This is a genomic window from Photobacterium sp. (assembly GCF_033720175.1).
In the GTDB taxonomy this organism is placed as follows: domain Bacteria; phylum Pseudomonadota; class Gammaproteobacteria; order Enterobacterales; family Vibrionaceae; genus Photobacterium.
In genome coordinates this window covers 121,851-144,657 of sequence record NZ_JAWWDA010000007.1, presented here as the reverse complement: position 1 = coordinate 144,657, position 22,807 = coordinate 121,851, and the positions used below count along the sequence as shown (strand labels likewise).

The 22,807-nt window shown below is 47.4% G+C and carries 20 protein-coding genes; 7 read left to right on the top strand and 13 right to left on the bottom strand.

The genetic code is table 11. The features are described 5' to 3' along the window. The first annotated feature begins 177 nt into the window (after positions 1 to 177). Together ompR and envZ are read left to right on the top strand one after the other, a co-directional pair. Positions 178 to 897, top strand: a complete 720-nt coding sequence (gene ompR, locus R3289_RS10125; protein ID WP_318925384.1) for a two-component system response regulator OmpR — start codon at positions 178 to 180, stop codon at positions 895 to 897. Between the two features lie 3 nt (positions 898 to 900). Then, positions 901 to 2,232, top strand: a complete 1,332-nt coding sequence (gene envZ / locus R3289_RS10120; RefSeq protein ID WP_318925383.1) for a two-component system sensor histidine kinase EnvZ — start codon at positions 901 to 903, stop codon at positions 2,230 to 2,232. A 161-nt stretch (positions 2,233 to 2,393) separates the two neighbouring features. On the opposite strand, the gene R3289_RS10115 is transcribed toward envZ, so the two are convergent. From R3289_RS10115 to R3289_RS10075, 9 genes are all read right to left on the bottom strand, one after another. Next, on the bottom strand, positions 2,394 to 3,764 hold the full coding sequence (locus R3289_RS10115; protein ID WP_318925382.1) for a uracil-xanthine permease family protein: 1,371 nt from the start codon (positions 3,762 to 3,764) through the stop codon (positions 2,394 to 2,396). 407 nt (positions 3,765 to 4,171) lie between these two features. Further along, positions 4,172 to 6,253, bottom strand: a complete 2,082-nt coding sequence (gene recG, locus R3289_RS10110; protein WP_318925381.1) for an ATP-dependent DNA helicase RecG — start codon at positions 6,251 to 6,253, stop codon at positions 4,172 to 4,174. Between the two features lie 15 nt (positions 6,254 to 6,268). Beyond that, positions 6,269 to 6,976 (bottom strand): tRNA (guanosine(18)-2'-O)-methyltransferase TrmH, encoded by a 708-nt coding sequence (trmH, locus tag R3289_RS10105; RefSeq protein ID WP_318925380.1) that lies wholly within the window; start codon positions 6,974 to 6,976, stop codon positions 6,269 to 6,271. Between the two features lie 86 nt (positions 6,977 to 7,062). Beyond that, positions 7,063 to 9,168 carry a bifunctional GTP diphosphokinase/guanosine-3',5'-bis pyrophosphate 3'-pyrophosphohydrolase gene (gene spoT / locus R3289_RS10100; protein WP_318925379.1) on the bottom strand — a complete coding sequence of 702 codons (2,106 nt, stop codon included), beginning with the start codon at positions 9,166 to 9,168 and terminating at the stop codon, positions 7,063 to 7,065. 18 nt (positions 9,169 to 9,186) lie between these two features. Then, positions 9,187 to 9,462 (bottom strand): DNA-directed RNA polymerase subunit omega, encoded by a 276-nt coding sequence (gene rpoZ, locus R3289_RS10095; RefSeq protein ID WP_107283518.1) that lies wholly within the window; start codon positions 9,460 to 9,462, stop codon positions 9,187 to 9,189. Positions 9,463 to 9,511: 49 nt separating this feature from the next. Beyond that, positions 9,512 to 10,138 (bottom strand): guanylate kinase, encoded by a 627-nt coding sequence (gene gmk / locus R3289_RS10090; RefSeq protein WP_318925378.1) that lies wholly within the window; start codon positions 10,136 to 10,138, stop codon positions 9,512 to 9,514. A gap of 545 nt (positions 10,139 to 10,683) precedes the next feature. Next, complete coding sequence (locus R3289_RS10085; RefSeq protein ID WP_318925377.1) at positions 10,684 to 11,253, bottom strand: cytochrome c3 family protein; 570 nt, start codon at positions 11,251 to 11,253, stop codon at positions 10,684 to 10,686. A gap of 9 nt (positions 11,254 to 11,262) precedes the next feature. After that, a complete protein-coding gene (locus R3289_RS10080) occupies positions 11,263 to 11,712 on the bottom strand; it encodes a cytochrome c3 family protein (protein WP_318925376.1) in 450 nt (149 codons plus the stop codon). A gap of 8 nt (positions 11,713 to 11,720) precedes the next feature. Beyond that, positions 11,721 to 13,319 (bottom strand): FAD-binding protein, encoded by a 1,599-nt coding sequence (locus R3289_RS10075; RefSeq protein ID WP_318925375.1) that lies wholly within the window; start codon positions 13,317 to 13,319, stop codon positions 11,721 to 11,723. A 422-nt stretch (positions 13,320 to 13,741) separates the two neighbouring features. On the opposite strand from R3289_RS10075, the gene R3289_RS10070 reads away from it, so the two are divergent. Beyond that, on the top strand, positions 13,742 to 15,532 hold the full coding sequence (locus R3289_RS10070; protein WP_318925374.1) for an ATP-binding protein: 1,791 nt from the start codon (positions 13,742 to 13,744) through the stop codon (positions 15,530 to 15,532). Beyond that, complete coding sequence (locus R3289_RS10065; RefSeq protein WP_318925373.1) at positions 15,526 to 16,161, top strand: response regulator transcription factor; 636 nt, start codon at positions 15,526 to 15,528, stop codon at positions 16,159 to 16,161. The genes R3289_RS10070 and R3289_RS10065 overlap by 7 nt, the downstream gene beginning before the upstream one ends. Before the next feature lie 298 nt (positions 16,162 to 16,459). On the opposite strand, the gene R3289_RS10060 is transcribed toward R3289_RS10065, so the two are convergent. After that, entirely contained in the window at positions 16,460 to 17,323 is an 864-nt protein-coding gene (locus tag R3289_RS10060; protein ID WP_318925372.1) for a YicC/YloC family endoribonuclease, read from the bottom strand. Between the two features lie 304 nt (positions 17,324 to 17,627). Between R3289_RS10060 and rph the strand changes: the two genes are divergently transcribed. Together rph and pyrE are read left to right on the top strand one after the other, a co-directional pair. Next, positions 17,628 to 18,344 (top strand): ribonuclease PH, encoded by a 717-nt coding sequence (gene rph, locus R3289_RS10055; protein WP_318925371.1) that lies wholly within the window; start codon positions 17,628 to 17,630, stop codon positions 18,342 to 18,344. Between the two features lie 115 nt (positions 18,345 to 18,459). After that, positions 18,460 to 19,101, top strand: coding sequence for an orotate phosphoribosyltransferase (gene pyrE / locus R3289_RS10050; protein WP_318925370.1), 642 nt, complete (start codon positions 18,460 to 18,462; stop codon positions 19,099 to 19,101). Positions 19,102 to 19,252: 151 nt separating this feature from the next. Here pyrE and slmA read toward each other — a convergent pair whose 3' ends face one another. From slmA to coaBC, 3 genes are all read right to left on the bottom strand, one after another. After that, positions 19,253 to 19,843 (bottom strand): nucleoid occlusion factor SlmA, encoded by a 591-nt coding sequence (gene slmA, locus R3289_RS10045; protein WP_318925369.1) that lies wholly within the window; start codon positions 19,841 to 19,843, stop codon positions 19,253 to 19,255. A gap of 213 nt (positions 19,844 to 20,056) precedes the next feature. Continuing rightward, the gene (gene dut / locus R3289_RS10040; protein ID WP_318925368.1) at positions 20,057 to 20,512 is read right to left on the bottom strand and encodes a dUTP diphosphatase; all 456 of its coding nucleotides are present in this window, start codon (positions 20,510 to 20,512) and stop codon (positions 20,057 to 20,059) included. Further along, a complete protein-coding gene (gene coaBC, locus R3289_RS10035) occupies positions 20,499 to 21,722 on the bottom strand; it encodes a bifunctional phosphopantothenoylcysteine decarboxylase/phosphopantothenate--cysteine ligase CoaBC (RefSeq protein ID WP_318925367.1) in 1,224 nt (407 codons plus the stop codon). The genes dut and coaBC overlap by 14 nt, the downstream gene beginning before the upstream one ends. 337 nt (positions 21,723 to 22,059) lie before the next feature. Between coaBC and radC the strand changes: the two genes are divergently transcribed. Next, the gene (gene radC / locus R3289_RS10030; protein WP_318925366.1) at positions 22,060 to 22,734 is read left to right on the top strand and encodes a RadC family protein; all 675 of its coding nucleotides are present in this window, start codon (positions 22,060 to 22,062) and stop codon (positions 22,732 to 22,734) included. Positions 22,735 to 22,807 lie beyond the last annotated feature (73 nt).

Genomic DNA, 22,807 nt, shown 5'->3' with positions numbered 1-22,807 from the left:
ATTCATATTGACTGAAATAAGAACCAATATCGGTGTTAAAGCTTGATTGGTAAGCATTCGACATAACCCGTAACAATTTTTGACCGTGATTTGGTGACCTATTCAGCACCAAGGCGCGGGAGTTGAGTAAAATAGTCGCTGAGCTCGATAACAAGATCGATGCAGGTAAGGTGAAATATGCAGGAAAATTATAAGATTCTGGTTGTTGATGATGACATGCGTTTACGGGCATTGCTGGAGCGTTACTTGTCGGAACAGGGGTTCCAGGTGCGCAGCGTAGCGAACAGTGAACAAATGGATCGTTTGTTATCCCGTGAAACCTTCCACTTGATGGTGCTTGACTTAATGTTGCCGGGTGAAGATGGCCTGTCGATTTGTCGCCGTCTGCGTAATGCTAATAATACGTTGCCTATCCTGATGTTAACCGCGAAAGGTGACGAGGTTGACCGTATTGTCGGGCTTGAAGTCGGGGCGGATGATTACCTGCCGAAACCGTTTAACCCGCGTGAACTGCTGGCGCGTATTCGTGCGGTACTGCGCCGTCAGACGATTGAAGCGCCGGGTGCGCCAAGTGTTGACAGTAAAGTCATTGAATTTGGCGACTTCCGGTTGAATCTTGGCACGCGTGAAATGTTCCGTGGCGACGAATCCATGCCTCTCACCTCGGGCGAATTCGCGGTACTGAAGGCACTGGTCACCAATGCGCGTGAGCCGATGTCGCGTGATAAGCTGATGAACATGGCGCGTGGTCGTGAATACTCAGCTATGGAGCGCTCGATTGACGTCCAGATTTCACGCCTGCGGCGAATGGTTGAAGAAGACCCGAGTCGTCCGCGTTATATTCAGACCGTATGGGGCCTAGGCTATGTTTTCGTTCCTGATGGTGACGAGGCGTAATTGATGCGGATGTCTCCCCGCAGTACCTTGGCCCGTACCATTATTTTGCTTACCGGCTTGCTTATCGCAAGCCAGATTTTCTCTTACCTTGCGGTAGTAAACTACGCGTTGCTGCCCAGTCTGCAGCAGTTCAATCGCATTCTGGCCTATGAAGTGCGACTGATGCTTAAAGAAGATCTGGATTTGGCCGACGGTCATACCTTCCACCTTGATACGCCGGTGCGGCGGCAGTTGCTGGAGCAGCTCGGGGTAACCCTGCATCCTGTCGATGGACCAGATAATGCTGAGTACCATCAGGCGACCGAAGTGGAATACCTGAGTGAAGAGATGAGCCGCGAACTGAATTCGCCGACCGAAGTACGCTTAGTGCTGGGTGCTGACAGTTATGTGCTGTGGATGAAGTGTGATGCGATGCCGGGCTTTCTGATGCGGATCCCGCTCTCGGAATTGCAGGAAGAGGATTTCTCGCCACTGTTTCGTTACAGCCTGATGATTGCCTTTATGGTGATTGCCGGTGGCTGGCTGTTTATTCGGATGCAGAACCGACCGCTGGTGGCGCTGGAAAATGCGGCGTTGCAAGTCGCGCGAGGGGAGAGCCCGCCACATTTGCCGGTGAAAGGCGCGTCGGAGATCCGTGCCGTGACCAAGGCCTTTAACCGGATGGCGGAAGGGATTAAACAGCTGGAAGATGATCGCGCCTTGCTACTGGCCGGGGTCAGCCATGATTTACGTACGCCGTTGACCCGTATTCGTCTGGCCACGGAAATGATGTCGACCGAAGATAGCTATCTTGCCGACAGCATGATCAAAGACACCGAAGAGTGTAATGAAATCATCAGTCAGTTTATGGAGTATCTGAAATCCACTAAAAAGCAGGCAGTTGAAGTGATTGACTTAAATCACTTGCTGCAGGAAGTGGCGGAAAGCGAAGGCGGCTACGAGTGCGAAATTGAGCTTGAACTGGGCGATATTCCCGGCATCGTTGAAGCCAATAGTGTTGCGATGAAGCGATTGGCCGCTAACCTGGTGGTCAACGCGCTCCGTTATGGTAATGGCTGGGCTAAGATCACCAGCGGTACTTCTGCTGATCGTAAATCAGTCTGGTACAGTGTTGAAGATGATGGCCCGGGGATTGAACCGGATCAGGTTTCACGGATGTTCCAGCCGCTGACCCGCGGCGATTCTGCCCGCGGCAGTGAGGCGGAAGGAACCGGACTGGGCTTAGCCATTGTGCAGCGCATTGTTGATCAGCATGACGGTAGCATTGTGGTGAGTAATCGCAGTGAAGGGGGGCTGAAAGTGCAAATCAGCCTGCCGCTGATAGCAAAGAAGTAGTGAGTTGAAGGTGCGAGTTTCTAGAACCTAGTGTCTAGAGGAAGAGCAATAGCTTGATTCATCTTTTAGGCTTGCCGGAACCAGAAGACAAAAAGCGAGAGCCTTGGCTCTCGCTTTTTCGTTCTTACTTTTTGTTATTGCCGTCAGTTACGTTACTCACGTTATTTTTTATCTTCTGGTAACACCAGATTCAGGATAATCGCCGTGATCCCGCCGGCAGCCATGCCGGAAGATAAAATGCCTTTCACCCAGTCGGGCATGAACTGCAGAATTTCAGGCTTCTGAGCAATACCCAGCCCCATCGAAAATGACAGCGCCATGATCAGAATGGCGCGGCGGTCGAGTTCACAGCGCGAGATAATACGGACCCCGGAAGCGGCAATAGTACCGAACATCACAATGGTAGCACCGCCCAATACCGGCTCAGGGATCAGCTGCACTAAGTTCGCAACACCCGGAAACAGGCCGAGAAGTACCAGCATACCTGCCACGAAGTAACCGATATAGCGGCTGGCCACGCCCGTCAGCTGGATAATACCGTTGTTCTGGCTGAAGGTTGAATTAGGGAAGCTGTTCAGTACCGATGCCAGCGCCGAGTTAATACCGTCGGCCAGTACACCGCCCTTGATGCGCTTGAGGTAGACAGGGCCTGCCACCGGTTGCTCTGAGGTTTCTGATGTTGCCGTGATATCGCCGATGGCTTCCAGCGAGGTGATGGCGAAAACAATAACCAGCGGGATCAGCAGCCCCCAGTCAAACCCTAAGCCGTATTGCATCGGCATCGGAATCGCAATCAGAGCACTTTCTGTGGCGCGGGAAGTGTCCAGCATACCGGTAAACCATGCCAGCAATGTACCCGCAGCCATCGCAATCACGATTGATGATACGCGCAGGTAGGGATTCTTTACTCGGTTCAACAAGACGATGAAGCCCAAGACGGTACCCGCAAGCATGAGGTTATCCAGGCTGCCAAAGCTGCCGTTTTCAATCGCAGCATAACCGCCACCCATAGACGTTAAGCCAATCTGGATCAGAGTGAGACCGATCAGGGTAACCACAATGCCTGAAACTAGCGGAGTGATAATACGCTGGGCGTGTTGCAATACGCGTGAAATGAATACTTCAGTGAGTGAGGCGACCAGAATTGTGCCGAAGATAGCCGCCATCATGGTTGGAATATCGGCACCGCCTGCTTTTAGTGCCAAGCCGGCGCCAATGATCGGGCCGAGAAAGTTGAAACTGGTGCCTTGAATCGACAGCAAGCCAGAGCCCACCGGACCAAAGGTGCGGATTTGGATAAACGAGGCAATCCCGGAGGCGAACAGGGACATACTGACAATGGTGTTGGTGTCACTGGCGGGTAAGCCGAGTGCCTGGCAAATGATCAGCGACGGAGTGATCACCGCCACAAACATCGCCAACAGGTGCTGGGTGGCAGCAAAGAGTGTTTCCGGCAGTGGCGGCCGGTCTTCTAAGCGGTAGATCAGATCAGAATGGTGTGGTGTTTCAATGTTGCTATGCTGGCGGGTCATGGCCGTGTTAATCCTAAGTTTACTTCTGTATCCCGATCGGATGCGCTGAATGGGCATCAATACGTGAAAGCCGGATAGTTCTGTGATTGCTGTTACTCAGATCCAGGCCAACACAAGGAGAAGCGAATGTGGGTGAAATTTGTGCGCTATTTTAATTATCTTTCCGTAAATAGCAAACGATTGCGGTTGTTTTGTGGCGATAAAATTTCACTTGATGGACGATTAGGGCAGAGCGGAGGAAAGGGGCACAGATGTGCCGGAGTACTTATGATTACTGGGCAATGCAGATCACACTGAGGATTAATGTTGCTTATTTGGGACTGAATACTGGCCAGAAACAAGATGTTTTCCTGTTTTCAAGCAGGTTTTCAAATCAAGCCGGCTTAATATGAGGTCGCCGGCCTTCGTTAAGCATTCGAATAGTTTTCCCGCTGTCCCAGCCAGCGCTGAACAATGGCTTTGGCATTGCTCGGGTATTGATCGTGAAGATAGCGAGCCATTTTCTGTACTTGCGGAATGAGGTGCTGGTCACGAACCAGATCGGCGATCTTAAAATTGGCGATACCCGTCTGCTTTGTCCCTAACAGTTCCCCCGGGCCACGGATTTCTAAGTCACGCTGGGCGATAACAAATCCATCGCTGCTCTCGCGCAACACACCAAGGCGCTTTTGGGCTGTCTTCGATAGCGGGGCGTGATAGAGCAATACGCAGTGGCTGGCTACTTTTCCCCGACCGACACGGCCGCGGAGCTGGTGGAGCTGGGCCAGGCCTAAACGCTCGGGGTTTTCAATAACCATCAGGCTGGCATTGGGCACATCCACACCAACTTCAATGACGGTGGTGGCGACGAGTAAATGCAGTTCACCGGCTTTGAAGCGCTGCATCACGGCCTGTTTTTCTGTCGCCTTCATGCGGCCATGGACTAAACCCACGGTTAGCTCTGGCAGTAATGCCGTGAGCTCATCAGCGGTATCGGAAGCGGCTTGCGCTTCTAGCACTTCTGACTCGTCGATAAGGGTACAGACCCAATACGCCTGGCGGCCTTCGTTAAGGCAAGCGGAGCGAATTCGCTCAACGATTTCAGCGCGACGAGAATCCGGCAGGGCCACGGTCTGGATCGGTGTTCGGCCCGGTGGTAATTCGTCTATTACTGAGGTTTCAAGATCGGCATAAGCGGTCATGGCAAGCGTCCGGGGGATTGGGGTTGCAGTCATGATCAGCTGGTGAGGATAACGTCCTTCATTCGCGCCTTTTTCCCGTAGCTCTAATCGCTGGTGGACACCAAAACGGTGTTGCTCATCGATAATCACCAGGGCCAGGTTATTAAACACCACCTGTTCCTGGAACAGGGCATGGGTACCGACCACCATTTTGGCTTCGCCGTTTTCAATCCGCGCCAGTTCTGCTTCGCGGGCTTTGCCCTTGAGTTTACCGGCTAACCAGCCAACCTGAATATCCATCGGATTCAGCCACTGGGCAAAGTTTTGCGCATGTTGCTCGGCCAGGAGTTCTGTCGGTGCCATTAAGGCAACCTGAAAGCCGTGTTCGATTGCCCGTAGGGCGGCCAGTGCAGCGACCAGGGTTTTCCCTGACCCCACGTCCCCCTGCACTAGGCGCATCATCGGTTTGGCCTGTCCCAGATCGGTTTCGATGTCGGCGACAACGCGCTGCTGGGCGCCGGTCGGGCTGAATGGCAGGCTGGCAAGGAGCCGGCTTTTTAGGTTGTCGCTTGGGGCGAGCGGCCAAGCATTATGTTGCTGGCTTTTCGAGCGCAGTGCCAGCATCGACAGGTTCTGAGCCAGCAGCTCTTCTAAAATCAGCCGGTGCTGGGCGGGGTGCTTGCCTTCTTCCAGCTGATCCAGCGAGACATCCGGTGTTGGCCGGTGCATCACATGAAGCGCTTGTGCCATGGTCATCTGGCGATCGTACAAACCATCCGGCAACAGTTCCGTGACGGCGGCCTTATCAAGTAAATTCAGCGCTTGATCGGTCAGATTACGCAAGGTCAGCTGGCGTAATCCTTCCGTGGTAGGGTAAACCGGGGTCAGCGTTTCTTCCACGGTCAGCTTGGTCGGCTCAGAAAAAACTGAGTAGTCAGGATGGATGATTTCCAACCCGTATTTACCGCGTTTTATCTCACCATAGGCTTTGACTTGTTTACCTTCCGATAAACTGTTTTTCATTGCCGCATTGAAATTGAAAAAACGCAAGGTCGCTGAGCCGGTGTCATCAGCAATTTTGACCATCAGCATGCGACGTTTACCCAAGGTAATACTGTTATTGACCACGGTGCCCTGAACGGCAAGGTGCTGACCCGGCATGACGCTGGCGATAGGCCAGATGCGGGTACGATCTTCATAGCGGAGCGGCAGATGGAAAAGCAGATCCTGAACCGTAACCAGGCCCACTTTTTCTAATTTTTCTGCCATTTTAGCGCCAACCCCGGACAGCTCGGTCAGGGTGATGGTCTCTAATAACTTTCCGCTCATTGCTGTTGCTGATCCTTATTTGGTTTTCTTCTTCGGCTCAATGGCCTGCATGGTTGCCCACCATGCCTCATCGGCGACGATTTGGCCTTCGCTATCGAGCGGCGGATAAGGCAAGCCTTTGCGCCGGGCGACTTTGGCTAATACCGGATGACCGCGCTCAAACAGAATGCGATGAACAACGTCGTCTGGCAACAGGGTCGCTTCTCGTTCATACATGCCGGCAAGCTGACGCTGACGCTGTGCTTCATACAGGATCAGGGCGCTGGCCACCGAGACGTTAAGCGACTGTACCATACCCACCATCGGAATGATGATGTCCTGATCCGCCATTGCCAGTGCTTCAGCGGTGATCCCGTTTTTCTCGCCGCCTAAAATAATTGCGGTCGGTTTGGTGTAATCGACGTCACGAAAATCAATTGCGGCGTCTGACAAATGGGTCGCCAGTACCTGCATGCCCTGGGCTTTCAGCTGGCTGACGGCTGCAACCATGTTGTCGTGGGTTTCTAGTTCGACCCAGTTACGTGCCCCGGCAGAGGTATGGCTGAGTACCCGCATATTGTCTTTCGGCCAGACGGCGTGGACTTTGTGAACCCCGACCGCATCAGCCGTACGAATAATGGCTGATACGTTATTCGGCTTATGCACTTCTTCCATGCATACGGTTAAATCGGGCTGGCGGGTCGCCAGTACTGAGTGGATTCGCTGGTAACGATCAGGAGTCATAAGCAGTCTAGTGTTTTGTTTGAAGGGCGAGGGTTGAGTTGTTCAGTTTCTAGAGGCGAGTTTCGCTAGAAACTCGCTCCCGGACGTTAATTTTTCTGGCGTGATACGCGAACCACATTCGGCATCACACGAATACGGCGCATGATGTTGGCTAAATGAATACGCCCCTTGGTGGTCAGGCGTACCTTTACAGTGTACAGGCGACCATCTTTTTCTTCGGTCGCAAGGCCTTGAATGTTGGAGCCGGTTGCAGCAATAGTATTGGTTAACGCGGCCAGTGCACCCTGATGGTTTTGCATGTCGACTTTTAAAACGGTGATGAATTCTTGATCGAATTCTTCGCTCCATTCAGCTGGCATGTACTTATCAGGTTCGCGCTGATAACCTCGGATATTCGCGCACTCTTCGCGATGAATAACCAAGCCTTTACCCGGGCTGACGTGAGCCATGATCGGATCACCATGGATGGGATGGCAGCAATTGGCAAAGGTCAGCAAAATACCATCAGCACCACGAATGGCCATCCGTCTGCCGGTTTCGTTGGTTCGGCTGATGTCACTGTTATTATCGAGCAAACGGCGGGCAACGACCACGCTCATTAACTCGCCTAAACCGATATCGGCTAATAAGTCATCAATACTCGCGAGGCGTTGATCTGCCAGCAACTTAGCCATTGTATCAGGGGCGACTTGATCAATACTGAGCTCACCAAGGGCATGGTTGAGCAGGCGACGACCTAAAGTCACTGACTCTGTTCGACGCATGGTTTTCAGTACCTGGCGGATCTTGGTACGGGCACGAGAGGTCACCACATAGTTCAGCCATGCAGCATTCGGACGAGCACCGGGGGCACTGATAATATCGATAGTCTGACCGTTTTTTAGCGGCTTACTCAGCGGGTACGGTTGGCGATCAACGCGCGCACCGACACAGGCATTGCCTACATCGGTATGTACCGCATACGCAAAATCGACGGCTGTGGCACCGACGGGGAGCTCCACAATGCGCCCTTTCGGGGTAAAGACGTAAATTTCATCCGGGAACAGATCGGATTTAACATTTTCAATGAATTCAAAGGAGCTGCCGGCACTTTGCTGCAATTCCAGCAAGCTTTGCATCCAGCGCTGGGCTTTAACCTGGGCGGTGGTGCCGGGATTTTCACCGTCTTTATACGCCCAGTGAGCCGCCACTCCTTTATCCGCCATCTGATCCATATCTTCAGTACGGATCTGGACTTCAACCGGCACCCCGTGAGGGCCGACTAAGGAGGTATGCAGTGACTGGTAGCCATTGGCCTTCGGAATGGCAATATAGTCTTTCATCCGGCTCGGGCGAGGTTTGTACAGGTTATGGACCTGGCCCAATACGCGATAACTGGTGTCCAAATCTTTCACTAAGATCCGAAAAGCGTAGATGTCCATAATCGTATGGAAACGCTGTTCTTTGTTTTTCATCTTGTTATAGATGGAATACAGGTTTTTCTCGCGGCCTAAGACTTTGCCTTCGATCCCCGCGTCAATGAGACGTCCCTCGATTTCAGCGTGGATCTTGTTAATCATTTCTTTGCGGTTGCCCCGTGCAGAAGCAACGACTTCTTTCAATACCCGGTAGCGATTAGGATAAAGTGCTTCAAAACCTAACTCTTCGAGTTCGGTTTTAATATTATGGATACCTAGGCGGTGGGCAAGGGGAGAGAAGATCTCTAGGGTTTCACGGGCAATACGGCGGCGTTTGTCCGGACGCAGGGCACCTAAGGTACGCATGTTGTGCGTGCGGTCAGCCAGCTTGATCAGAATAACGCGAATATCATGGGCCATGGCCATGATCATTTTGCGGAAGTTTTCAGCCTGCGCTTCTTTACGATCGCGGAACTTCAGCTTATCCAGCTTCGATACCCCGTCAACCAGTTCCGCGACGGTCGAGCCAAAGCGGCTGTCGAGATCGTCCTTGGTGACTTCAGTATCTTCAATAACGTCATGGAGCAGGGCTGCCATTAACGTCTCGTAGTCGAGGCGCATTTCGGCAAGAATACGGGCGACGGCTATCGGATGGATAATGTAGGGTTCGCCACTTGAGCGGGTTTGCCCTTCGTGAGCATCACGCGCAACGAGATACGCCTGCCGAAGAGCCTCTATCTGAGACTCTGGCAGGTAATCAATTGCGACTTCTTTCAGGCTATCAAAAAGATACAATTCGCCCGGTTCCCTGAATTAACGGTGGTCGCCTGCAATAGCGCTAACAGCGGCTAGCTCTGCTGCTTCTTGCTCTTGAACTTCCTGACGCTCACGAGCATCGAGAATGTTTTTAGTGATCAGGCCTTCTTCGATTTCGCGAAGGGCAATCACTGTATACTTGTCGTTTTCTTCCGGAACCAGTGGATCCTTACCGCCAGTTTGCATTTGACGAGCGCGGCGAGAAGCTACTTGGATCAGATCGAAACGGTTGCCAATTTTATCAACTGCGTCTTGAACGGTTACGCGTGCCATGGAGGGCTCCAGTGGTTATATAAAAAGAGTAAAAATTGTACAAAAATACTTACTGTTCTGCCAGTAGGCTATTCAGCATACTGTTATATTTAGCAGTTTGCTTGTCTTGCTTCAATCGTTCTGCACGGATAATGGACTTAAAGTCCATCAGCGCGGCATCGAAATCATCGTTAACAATCACATAATCGTATTCGTTATAGTGCGAAATTTCTGAACGCGCTTCTTGCATGCGGCGTGCAATTACCGCTTCGCTGTCCTGACCGCGAGTGTTAAGGCGGCGTTCCAGCTCCTCTTTTGAAGGAGGCAGAATGAAGAGGCTTTTCGCGGCTGGCATCTGCTTGCGAATTTGTCGCGCGCCCTGCCAATCGATATCTAAGAAGACATCAATACCTTTATTAAGCTGATCTTCGATCCAGAGACGAGACGTACCGTAGTGATTGCCAAATACTTCTGCATGTTCAAGGAATAAACCTTTATTTGCCAGATCAGTAAATTCTTCAACGCTGATGAAATTGTAATGAACACCATGTTCCTCACCTGGGCGCATACCGCGTGTGGTGTGGGAGACGGATACTTTCATGTCATAGGTCGGGTTAGTTTCAAGGAGTGCATTAATCAAACTTGATTTACCAGCGCCACTCGGGGCCGACACGATGTATAGAGTACCTTTGCTCATTGCCTGTTTTCACTCAGTGCTAGAAGGGCGCGCAGATTATCACGAACTGCGCAGAATTGAAATTAGCTGATTGCTTGAAATTTCATCTTTTTTGTCGTCAATACGATATTAGCCGACGACATATACCTAACAGCTTAAGCTTGGCTGGCTTTTACTTTAATTTCAAAGTTATCAGCAATAATAAAAAAGGTATTGTATCAGCCTGTCTTATTCACGGTTAAGAGAGTGAGTATGATGGCTATTGGTAGTTTGATGTTCTGGGTATGAATATAGATGTCATTTTTATTTATTTATTTTTCAGTTGCTTATGTTTTTCCTGTTAACAGGGTTGAGCGATTATTTCACCTGTTACGCTGACGAACTATCTGGTGAGCCTATTGGTGCTTTTAAGTCCTGGAAAGGCTTAATGAGTCCTCCCGCGATCGGCTCGTACCGCGAACTCCGCAGGCTTTCGAAAATCCACCAATGGTCTTAGCATGACGATGCCCTTCTCTTATTACAAAGAAGCCTCCTTATTTGGAGGCTTCTTTGTTCGTTGGCATCTGCTATTGCTCAACACCAAAAGTATATTCAGGGCTGGTTTTATTTAATTCGCTTCTTAATTGTCCATCATGGCCAATTGTCACGTGGCATGAAACACAATATAGAGGCTCTTCTGTCTCTTTTAGCGTTTTATATTTAGCATGCAAAACGAGAGACTTAGGATTAGCAGCGGTTGTCTTATCTAATAGTTGTCGATGACACTCTAAGCAACCATCGTCATACACAAACTCTTCACGATTTTTGCGTCGACTTAACCAGTCAATTTTACTGGTATCGGTAAAGGTCTCTTTGAAGACATCATTAATACCATGGGCTGTTTTAGCGACCATATAATTGAAAACTGAATCGTGGGGTAAGTGACAATCCACACATTCTGCAACGAATCCATGCTCATTCTGCCCACCATGAATATCAAGTTTGAAGGTTTTTGCCATCGGTTCCATCGAATGGCAGCTACCACAAAACTCTTCACCACTGGTATGCTTGACCACTTCTGCTGTGATCAGTGAAGCCCCTAATCCTAGGATCCCACCAAGAACGATCAATATTATTATTAATTTATATTTTTTCATGATTAATCCCTAAGGCACCTGTCCCATCCATGTTGTGGTGTTGTGGCAGAATGAGCATAAGTTCTGTGATGGCTTATGTTCTGCATGACACTCATAACAATCAAGATCCAAGCCATCATGAAGTGAATTATGTGGATTAGTATGGTTGGCATCCATAAATTGGGTACGTTTTGCCACGGTCTCTGTTGAGTTATGGCACTGTAGGCAGTCGTTTGTCTCTAAACGTTTATACTCACCTTTGTCTGAATTAACATGACAATCAGAGCACTCCAACTGCAGTTTTTCATGATGGGATTTTAATCCAAAATCTTCTTTTGATGCCACTTGCTTAGTGGAATAAGCTTTTACCAACTCTGTTGATGAAAAGAGTGGGTCAGATGACTCTGTTGATTTATCAGCTTCGGCATAAACTGAAAAACAACTTACCATCGCAAATAATATAAGGAGTTTTTTAAACATATTCAGTCCTAAGCCCAAGGGATCTCTTTGATTACATTTTGACCTGCAATCATACCAAAAATACCACAATCCAATGATGAACAAGCCGTTAGGCGAATATAACCAAAGGTGCCTGCTGCAGCCTCACCACAAACAAATGCACCCGGAATTGGCTCATCTGTTGTAATATCAATTGCCTGTGCTTTTGGTGTAATTAAAGCCCCACCTTGTGAATAGTTATAACGAGGATTTAACTGCATAGCATAATAAGGTGCTGTATCAAGCGATGTAGATGTCGACATAATACTTTTAGGTTTACCGAACTCATCCTGATCTTTGGCCATATTCTCATTATATTTCTGTAATGATAATTTCAGTTTTGAAATATCCATTTTGAAATAAGAAGCTAGCTCTTCAAGGGTTTCAAATTTCCAAATGTCGCCACCCGTGCCGTTTTTACCTTCTAAAGATAATGTTAGCCGTTGCTTATCGTGATAGTTATCAATGCCTTTTTGATCGTAAATTAATACGGCATTTTCATTATCAATCTTTGCTCTTTCGCTTAAGATTGCCATACCAATAGCTTGACGATCATTATGGTTAAACTCATCAACAAAACGTTCACAAGTACGAGGGTTTAATAGCACACCCCATAAAATATCTTCTGTTGGAATTGGGAAAGCAAAGCGGAACAGCGTCATATGGGCAGGTTTATAACCCGCGTTAATCATCGGCTTAATGCCACTCGCCGTCGCTCCTGGTTGGGTTGTTGCTGCGGCATTATACATGACAGGAATTTCACCAGCACGGAATTGACGGTCTTGGTTGAAACCACCACTACTCATTACCAACCCACGCTTCACTTTATAATATTTAACATCACCGGTATTATTAAATGATGTCTTATCATTATTACCCATATCGTCGGTATTACGATTAAACCAATACCCCTCACGTACTTTTACGCCAATGACACGTCCTTCATTGTTACGAAGAATATCGGTAATTAATACTTTTTTGCGAATTTCAACATTAGCTAGGTTGTTATCGCAGTACTTTAATAGGTTTTTAATGACCCCAGTTCCACCATGCTTTGGCCATACGGCACGAGCACGGTTATGTCCACCGAGCTTCTTAATGCCAGTTCCACCACCGATAGACATATCATATTCAACGCCATGGTCGGTTAAAAAGTTATATAGATTTAAAGTGTTTTGGGCCAAAACTTTTGTTAATTCAGGGTGATTATAACCACGTGCTTCTTTTTCAATATCTTGATATAACAGCTCCCAGTTATCATCCGTTACACCAATGTCTTTTTGCATTTGAGATCCGACAACAGCCATATTAAGGCCAGATATCAATGAAGAACCACCTAAGCGAGACATCTTATCGGCGACAACTATTTTAGCGGTAGCATCAATATCTGCAGCGCTGATTGCCGCAGCCAGTCCACTTAAACCACTGCCGACAACCAATACATCCATCTCCTCATCCCATTGAATGGTGTCAGGATCAGTTGCTGCAAATGCCGTTGTCGATAACACCGCGGACGATAGTGGTATAAGCGATGCCATACCTAAGCTTTTTTTTATAAAATCCCTTCGTTTATTATCTAAGCCACTCATACCTAATTACCTAATCACTAGTAGTAAAATCATGCATCATAAGATATTCACCCCATGCTGAGAGCGGTATAGTGGTAAACCGCAGTCCGAATATAACCTTGATCTAAATCAAGATAGAAAAGTGGACTTAAAATAATATAAAAATTATTTTCCGGTAAAACAGATAGACTGTATTAGCTATTCCTCAGCTGATTCTGACGTTTGGTTTTGTGAGCTATCTTAGGGTTTGAGATAGGCTATCGAAGAAAATGTAGAATGCTAATGCGAATTATGATATCAGTATCCGGCTGTGGCAACATGAATTCCCAACTTGTACGGTAATTAAAATTAACTATTTTAAACTTCGCAAGTTTGACTGTTTGCAATGAAATGTAGCTATCTTCGTTTAAAATTAGCTGTGGAATCTCGGCTATAGGTTCATTATGATAAATGAAGTAAAAAATCATCTCACTATTTTCCTACTCATTGCTCTTTTTGCTCTTTGTTCTTTCCCTGTCTATGCCAAAAAACAAGTACGAATTGCAGTATTAAACTTTGATAGTAATGAAGTCTCTCTACAACGATGGCAGCCTACGATAGACTACCTAAATAGCCATAGTACGGAGTTACATTACTCATTGATATTAGCAGATATTGTAACTATTACTGAGTTGGCAAAAAAAAACATTGTTGATTTTATTATTAGTAATGGTGTTCAATTTTTAAAAATAAAACATCAATACAGATACAGTAAAGTATTAAACCTTTCTCCATTGACTGGAGATAGTCAACATGCAATCGGTTCGGTCATTATTGGTAAAAAAGACCGTGCTATGATTAATGATTGGAAAATGCTGGAGAGAAGCCGAATCATCTCATCATCACCCGCTGCTTTTGGTGGGTTTCAAATTATGATGAAAGATCTATATGATAGTGGCACTCATGTGGTATTGAATAATGTCTCTTTTGTTGGTATACCGCAAAGTAATGTTATCGAGATGGTCGCTAAAAACAAGGCCGACTTCGGTATTATCCCTACCTGTCTGTTAGAGAAAGAACAAGCAAAAGAAAATAAGAATGCACTGGCAGTTTCGGCTAAATATATATTAAAAACTCAGGATGATTTTTCATGCGTGAGTTCTTCAAAACTGTACCCTAATATTGGCTTATCCGTTAGCCATACAGTACCAAGCAAGATATCAAATATTACGGTTAAATTGCTGCTAAGTATCCAGCAAGATAACCCTATAGCTAAGGCAGGAGAGTATAAATCATGGAGTGCACCAGTCGATGACTCAAGTGTCTACTCTCTCGTTAATGCATTGAAAGTAGATATCTCGCCTTTTTGGATTACAATCTATTGGCAAAAATATGATAAATGGATCATCGCCATCACTTTAAGTTTATTACTTTTTTTTATTTATCATTTAACTATCGAAAGAAAAGTCTATCAACGAACAAAACAGTTGCAGGATGAGTCATTGAAACACCAGCAGACTAGCCTTAAATTAGAGCAGGAGACCCATCAACTTTTTCAAGCACAAAGAGTATTATTGGCCGGTGAAATGGCTTCTGGATTAGCTCATGAGATAACCCAGCCTTTAACAACAATCTCTATTTATGCTTCAGGTTGTAGACGGCAGCTCGACAGTAACGCGTTAGATGCTAATAAACTGAGCCAAGTGTTATTACAAATAGAGAATCAAACAAATAATGCCAAAGAGATCATTCAGAGAATGCGTGGCTTTATGTCTGTTAATGACGATAATCGAAAGAAAGTAGATATTAATGAAATTATTGAACAGTCATTAAAACTATTCAATAATGAGGCAACGAGAAAAGCTATCGCTATTGACCACCGTTATAGTTGCGAAAGTTATGTTTTCGGTGATAATGTATTATTAACTCAAGTAATAACAAATATTTTAAAAAATGCAATAGATTCGTTTTCTATGATGGAACATGACCATAAGAAGATCAATGTAATCACTTCACAAAGCAGTCAATATATTATTGTTCATATACTAGATAATGGTTTTGGATTAACAGAGCAGCAGATAAAAAAACTGTTTATGCCATTTAATAGCACTAAAAAAAATGGTATTGGATTAGGAATGGTTATCTGTAAAAAGATCATTAATGAACATAATGGTCAGATCCATGCAGTCTATCAACCGCAGGGAGCATTAATTGAAATAAAATTACCTAAGTATGTGGAGAGTAACTCATGTTAGATGGAATTGATATTTATTTAGTTGATGATGAAAAAAACATATTAGATGCATTAACATGGTTGCTTGAAAATGAAGGCGCTAACATTTTCTCTTTTTCATCGCCTGCTTGTTTTTTATCTGAAGTCAATCCTATTAAGCATGGTGTCGCTATATTAGATATTAATATGCCAGAAATGGATGGGATCACATTACTTCGTCAATTAAATAAAATAAACACTCAATTAGGTGTTATTTTTTTAACCGGTCATGCTGATGTTAATCTAACCAAACAGGCTTTTAAATTAAATGCTTATGATTTATTACAAAAACCCATTAATGCGGAGGAGTTGATCGAGAGTATTTTAGAGGTCTATGGTAAGTGTAATATTAAGAAATCATCTAATTTAGAAGAACAAAACATCATCAATAAGTTTAACACGTTGACGCCAAGGGAAAAAAGTTTAATACCATTAATTATCCAAGGTGTTCCTAATAAAATCATTGCAGATAAATTACATATCTCACTGAGAACAACTGAAATACATCGTAGTAATTTATTTAAAAAAATGGATGTATCATGTAGTGCACAACTTGCCTATTATGGTAAAAGTTTAATGGTTTTACTAAACCAGCCCGCCCATAAGTCCTAGCTTTAAATTAGTTAACGGAAAATGTATGTTCCTAACTTCTATCCGTTAGGCCACCGCTCTGCCAATCTCTCTTCAATTTCACGGTAATTCAGCTTGCAGAAAGAGAGTCATGGATGGATTGAAGTATCATATCAGGAGGAAAATAACGGCTGGCGAGTTTAGCGACATAATGCTGGAAGTGATGGATTCTGATGACGATCATAATCCACCACTTCGGTTTGCGACAATATATTGAAACTTAAACAATCAAAAAATTTGTTGTTCAGCGTGTCAGCATCTTTATGAGACGAAGTGAACCTTATTCAATATTCTGGATCTGCTCTCGCATCTGCTCAATCAGTACTTTCAGCTCAACCGCCGATGCGGTGATGTCGGTGCTGATCGACTTTGAAGCCAGGGTGTTCGCTTCACGGTTAAATTCCTGCATCATGAAATCCAGACGGCGGCCACACGCGCCCCCTTTCTTCATGATCTTCTGAGTCTCTTTAACGTGAGAATCGAGGCGGTCCAGCTCTTCTGCGACATCACTTTTTTGTGCCATCATAACCAGCTCTTGCTCAATGCGGCTAGGATCCAGTTCAACTTTTGCGTCTTCAAAGCGGGTCGTCAGACGTTCGCGCTGCCAGTTAATGATTTCAGGCATCCGTTGGCGCACTTTTCCGGCTTCAAGCGAGATAGCGTCAAGACGCTGCACGATCAGCTCTTTCATGTTTTCGCCTTCACTGGCACGTGCAGCGATGAAGTCGGTAATGGCCGCATCAAAACCCGCTAGCAGATCTTTATTGATGGCATCCAGATCTTGCTCCGGTGCTTCCATCACGCCAGGCCAGTTCAGTACCTGGAAAGGACCAATATTGCCTTCGCCTGCCGTCTCTTTTACCCATTTGGCGGCATTGATGACCTGTTTAGCCAAATCTTCATTGATGGAGAGTTCACTGGTTGCAGCCTGATTGGCTTCGTAACGCAAGTTACATTCAACTTTACCGCGGGCCAGACGCTGGCGAAAGCGCTCGCGCAATACCGGTTCTAAACTACGGAATTGCTCAGGCATACGTAAATACGTTTCCAGATAACGTTGATTAACAGAGCGGATTTCCCAAATGGCAGTGCCCCAGTCGCCTTTTACTTCGCGGCGGGCATAGGCGGTCATGCTATGGATCATTGGCTATTGGCCTTTTTATAAGGTGGAATATAACTACTTATTAAGCTTACTGACATGCAGCAGGAAGCGTAACAGAAAGAATAGGTGTGTAGTTACCAGATAGCACGGATTATACCCACCATTGATTATAAAAGAAATCAACAGGCCGTAGCTTCTAAAATCCTGACTATGTCTCTATATTACCGAGCAACTTCTACTGCGTGATCCAGTCTCTTGGGGCGGTTTGGCTATATCGCTCTACACTTCGAACTCGGATGTAGCTATAATCGCCGGTCAATGTAGCCCTGCGAAAGGTAAAGCGTCGATGCGTCCAAGCGGAAGAAGCACCAGTCAAGTACGTCCAATTACGATCACCCGTAACTTCACAGCACATGCTGAAGGTTCAGTATTAGTCGAATTCGGCGATACCAAAGTGATCTGTACCGCAAGTGTGGAAGAAAATGTACCTCGCTGGTTAAAAGGCAAAGGCCAAGGTTGGGTTACTGCAGAATACGGCATGCTGCCACGAGCAACTCATACCCGTAACCGCCGTGAAGCATCCAGTGGTAAGCAGGGCGGTCGCACCATGGAAATCCAGCGTCTGATTGCCCGTAGCCTGCGTGCGGCGGTTGATCTGGAAGCGCTGGGTGAGCAGATGATCACGGTAGACTGTGATGTTATCCAGGCTGATGGCGGCACGCGTACGGCTTCTATTACCGGTGCAATGGTTGCGCTGGTTGATGCGATCAATTACATGATTGAAAAAGGCAGCCTGAAAAAAAGCCCGTTAAAAGGCATGGTGGCTGCTGTTTCTGTCGGTATCTATAACGGCGAAGCTATTTGCGATCTTGAGTATCTTGAAGACGCAGCGGCAGAAACCGACATGAATGTGGTCATGACCGAAGAAGGCAAGATGATCGAGATCCAAGGGACGGCAGAAGGAGAAGCCTTCAGCCACGAAGAGTTGCTGGCCATGCTCGCCCTGGCGAAAGACGGCATTGCCGACATTATCACGATGCAGAAAACGGCATTGGCAAGCTAATTATTGAGCGGCTCGATTGAGTCGCTTTTTTTTGTCTAAAATTTGTCGAATCAATGAATCCGATAAAGTTAGCGCGTAAATCGAAATACCTATATAGCAATGTTAAGGAGATACCATGAAAGCATATCAGCGTCAGTTCATCGAATTTGCCCTGGAAAAAGGGGTATTGAAGTTTGGTGAGTTTACTCTGAAGTCTGGCCGCCGGAGTCCGTATTTTTTCAATGCGGGTCTGTTCAATACCGGCCGTGATTTAGCACGCCTTGGCCGTTTTTACGCAGAAGCCTTGGTGGATGCGGGTATCGATTATGATGTGCTGTTCGGCCCTGCGTACAAGGGGATCCCAATTGCGACGACCACGGCCGTTGCGCTGGCGGATCACCACGATGTCGACACACCATATTGCTTCAACCGTAAAGAAGCGAAGAACCACGGTGAAGGTGGCAACCTGGTCGGTAGCCCGCTGGAAGGGCGCATTATGCTGGTTGATGATGTGATCACGGCCGGGACGGCAATTCGTGAGTCGATGGAAATCATTAAGGCCAACGGTGCGGATCTGGCCGGTGTGTTAGTGGCGATTGACCGTCAGGAAAAAGGCACAGGCGAATTGTCTGCGATTCAGGAAGTGGAACGCGATTTCGGCTGCGCGGTGATTTCGATTGTGTCTCTGGGCGACGTAGTTACCTACTTGTCTGAGCAAGAGGGGATGGATGCCCACCTAGCCGCAGTGAAAGCCTACCGTGCTGAATACGGGGTATAAAAGCGGGAAGAGCGCTACGATGGCCCTGAAATCCTAGGGAATAAGAAGTTTCAGGTAATGAGGTTCGAGTGGCGAAAAAAAAGCGAGAGGTATTCACCTGTCGCTTTTTTGCTGAAACCCGAAACTCGCGCCTAGGCTCTCGCCCCTGTCCTTACCCCAACTGCGCACTAAGCAGTTGCCAGTAGTCGTCAAAGTTTTCGGTTGGCTTGTATTTGAAGCTGGAGCGAACATAGCGGTTCAGGCTGCCTTCAACCTGACCTAGCAGCTGAGCGGCTAGAATGATCTCATCGACCGGAAAGCCTTTTCCTTCACGCAGTTTTCGTTCGCGCAGGACCTGACGTATCTGGGTTTCAATCCGCTCGAATAACTGGTTGATCCGCGATTGCAGGCGGTCTTGCTCAAACATCAGGGCATGGCCGGTCATAATGCGGGTCAGTCCCGGATTGCGTTCCGCAAAGACCAGAATGAGCTGCAGCATCATGCGCAAGCGGTTCATGGTATCTTTTTCTTCATCCAGGATACGGTTTATGCGGGTCGTGATGGAATCTTCAATAAACTCAATCAAGCCTTCAAACATGCGAGCTTTACTTGGAAAATGTCGATACAGCGCGGCTTCAGATACGCCGACTTGTGCCGCCAGTTTTGCTGTTGTAATGCGTTGGCTGCCTTGGGTCGATTCCAGCATTTGCGCTAGGGCTTGCAGGATCTCTTCGCGACGATTGTTTTTTTTGTTGCCAGCCATGAGTAACCGTTCCTTTTCGAATGATACTGTCTTAGAACATCGTGAAACCCGTCTATCTTAGCGATGCTGCTGCGTTGTGAAAAGCGCAAGCTGCAGATAGTGATCTCTTTATCGACAAAAAAAGCGCAACCTGTAGGGTTGCGCTTTATATTTGATATCAATCGCTTAATCGCTAAACACTTTATGAATGCTTTTTTGCCCTGATCTGGTTTGCTAGCTGCGGCCTGAATGGCCAAAGCCGCCTTCGCCGCGTTCGCTGCAATCGAAGTCTGAGACAATATTAAATTCAGCCTGTACCACAGGGACGAAAACCAATTGGGCAATACGGTCGCCAGCTTCGATGGTAAATGTGCTGTGGCCTCGGTTCCATACCGAGACCATAAGTTGGCCCTGATAGTCTGAGTCGATCAGCCCAACCAGGTTGCCCAGTACGATACCGTGCTTATGGCCCAGACCTGAACGCGGCAGAATGGTTGCAGCCAGGCTCTGGTCGGCAATGTGGATTGCCAGGCCGGTTGGCACTAGATGGGTCTGTCCCGGTTCGACAACCAGCGCTTCATCCAGGCAAGCACGCAGATCCAGGCCTGCAGAGCCTTCGGTCGCATAGGCTGGCAGAGGGAATTCGTTACCGACACGTGGGTCGAGGATTTTCAGATCAATTTTTTTCATGCTTTTTCTCTTTATACAGCGCAGTGATTTCTGTTATCAGTTGTTGTCCCAGTTCACTTTTTGAGCTCAGTGGCAGGGCCTTGTCGCCAGCAGGCCAGTACAGGTGCAGTGCATTGCTGTCACTGTTAAAGCCCTGGCCCTGTCGGGCGACATCATTGGCGCAGATTAAATCTAAATTTTTACGGATTAATTTGTCGCGGGCGTATTGTTCCACATCCTGGGTTTCAGCCGCAAACCCGACGGTAAAGGGCCGCTGGTGCGCCAGTGCGGCGATGCTGGCCACAATATCCGGATTCTTGACTAACCGCAGTACCATTTCATTGCTATCTGATTGCTTCTTCATCTTCTGCTCGGCAACCTCTGCTGGGCGGAAGTCGGCAACGGCAGCGCAAGAGATGAAAATATCATGCTCAACGGCGTGCTTGACTGCCGTCTGATGCATTTGTTCGGCACTGTTGATATCAATACGGGTGACACCGGCAGGTGTGGCCAGATTAACCGGGCCGCTGATCAGAGTGACCTGAGCGCCGCGCTGAGCGGCGGCGGCGGCAATGGCATACCCCATTTTTCCCGAGCTGTGGTTGGTCAGGTAACGGACCGGATCAATCGCCTCGCGGGTCGGGCCTGCGGTAATGGCAATTTTCAGGCCAGCTAAATCGGCGGGCTGGAAAAAATCTTCAGCCAGATGGACTAATTGCATGGGTTCCAGCATGCGACCCGGGCCAACATCACCACAGGCTTGCTCGCCACTGGCGGGTCCCCAGAGATAGAACCCCCGGCGTTTTAAGGTGGCAATATTCTCCTGGGTGGCGATGTTGCCGTACATCTGCTGATTCATCGCGGGCGCAACGGCGACCGGAGAATCTGTCGCAAGGCATAGGGTGGTTAATAAATCATTACCCATACCGGCACTGATCCGCGCCATTAAGTCTGCAGTAGCGGGTGCCAAGAGCACTAGATCTGCCCACTTTGCCAGCTCGATATGTCCCATTGACGCTTCTGCCGCGGGATCGAACAAACTATCGGAAACCGGTTTGCCGGAAACGGCCTGCATGGTCAGCGGCGTGATAAACTCTTGTGCCGCTTTAGTCATGACGACGCGTACTTCGGCACCACGCTCAATCAGGCGACGCGTCAGCTCTGCGCACTTATAAGCGGCAATTCCGCCACTGATACCCAGAAGTATTTTTTTTCCTGCCAGTGTTTGCATTGTTTTACCCAAATCAAAATGTATCTAAACCAAAAAGCTTTGCTTAAAACCAGGGTCTGTTTATCTTTCGGTTGCAATGATGAAAGGCAAGCTTACCCAATACTGCAGCACAAGATAACATTAAAGGAGGGCTGATTCATCGTTAGAGAAGGTTCTGAAAATGGGCTTGCCAAGACCCCCGGTATTTTAAGAACCAATGAGCGGGCAAGATCGTAGATTGGGGGCAAGTGCAATGTAAGCGTGACAATAAACTGCGAGGATTTTCCCACAACAGAATGCGCAAGTTGAATTTGATCATGAAAACACATCTTCTGAGGCGATTGCCGAAGAGGTGTTTATGTCACTAAAGCTACTGCCAGCTGAATCTCGACCGCGGGAAAAGCTATTATCTCGGGGAGCCAGGGCCTTATCAGATGCCGAGCTGCTCGCCATTTTCTTACGTACCGGTATGCCAGGGATGAATGCGATCGAGCTGGCGACTTACCTGCTTAACGAGTTTGGCTCACTTCGGGCCTTATTAGCCGCCGATAAAAAAGCGTTTTGCTGTCACAAGGGGCTGGGCCCGGCAAAATACGCTCAGCTGCAGGCGGTATTAGAAATGAGTCACCGTCATTTGGAAGAGACGCTGACGAAAGGTGATGCGCTGACTAGCCCGCAACAGACTAGGCACTATTTAAGCCAGTTATTGCGAGATCGGCATCGCGAAGCCTTCTTTGTTTTGTTTCTTGATAACCAGCATCGGGTCATTTCCGGCGAGGTTTTATTCGAAGGAACGATTGATTCTGCGTCTGTGTATCCAAGGGAAGTGGTAAAAAGATCGTTAGAATTTAATGCAGCCGCACTCATTTTAGCGCATAATCACCCATCAGGCGTAGCTGAACCTAGTCAGGCAGACCGTCGAATTACTCGAAGAATCAGCGATGCGCTAGGTTTAGTCGATATTCGTGTCCTGGATCATTTTGTTGTCGGTGATGGAGAGATTGTCTCTTTCGCAGAGCGAGGTTGGCTATAAATTAAGCTAAATTTGCGGAAAAAGATGAGAAAGGATCGCTCGGGACTTGAGCAACTGGTTTTGACTTAGTATA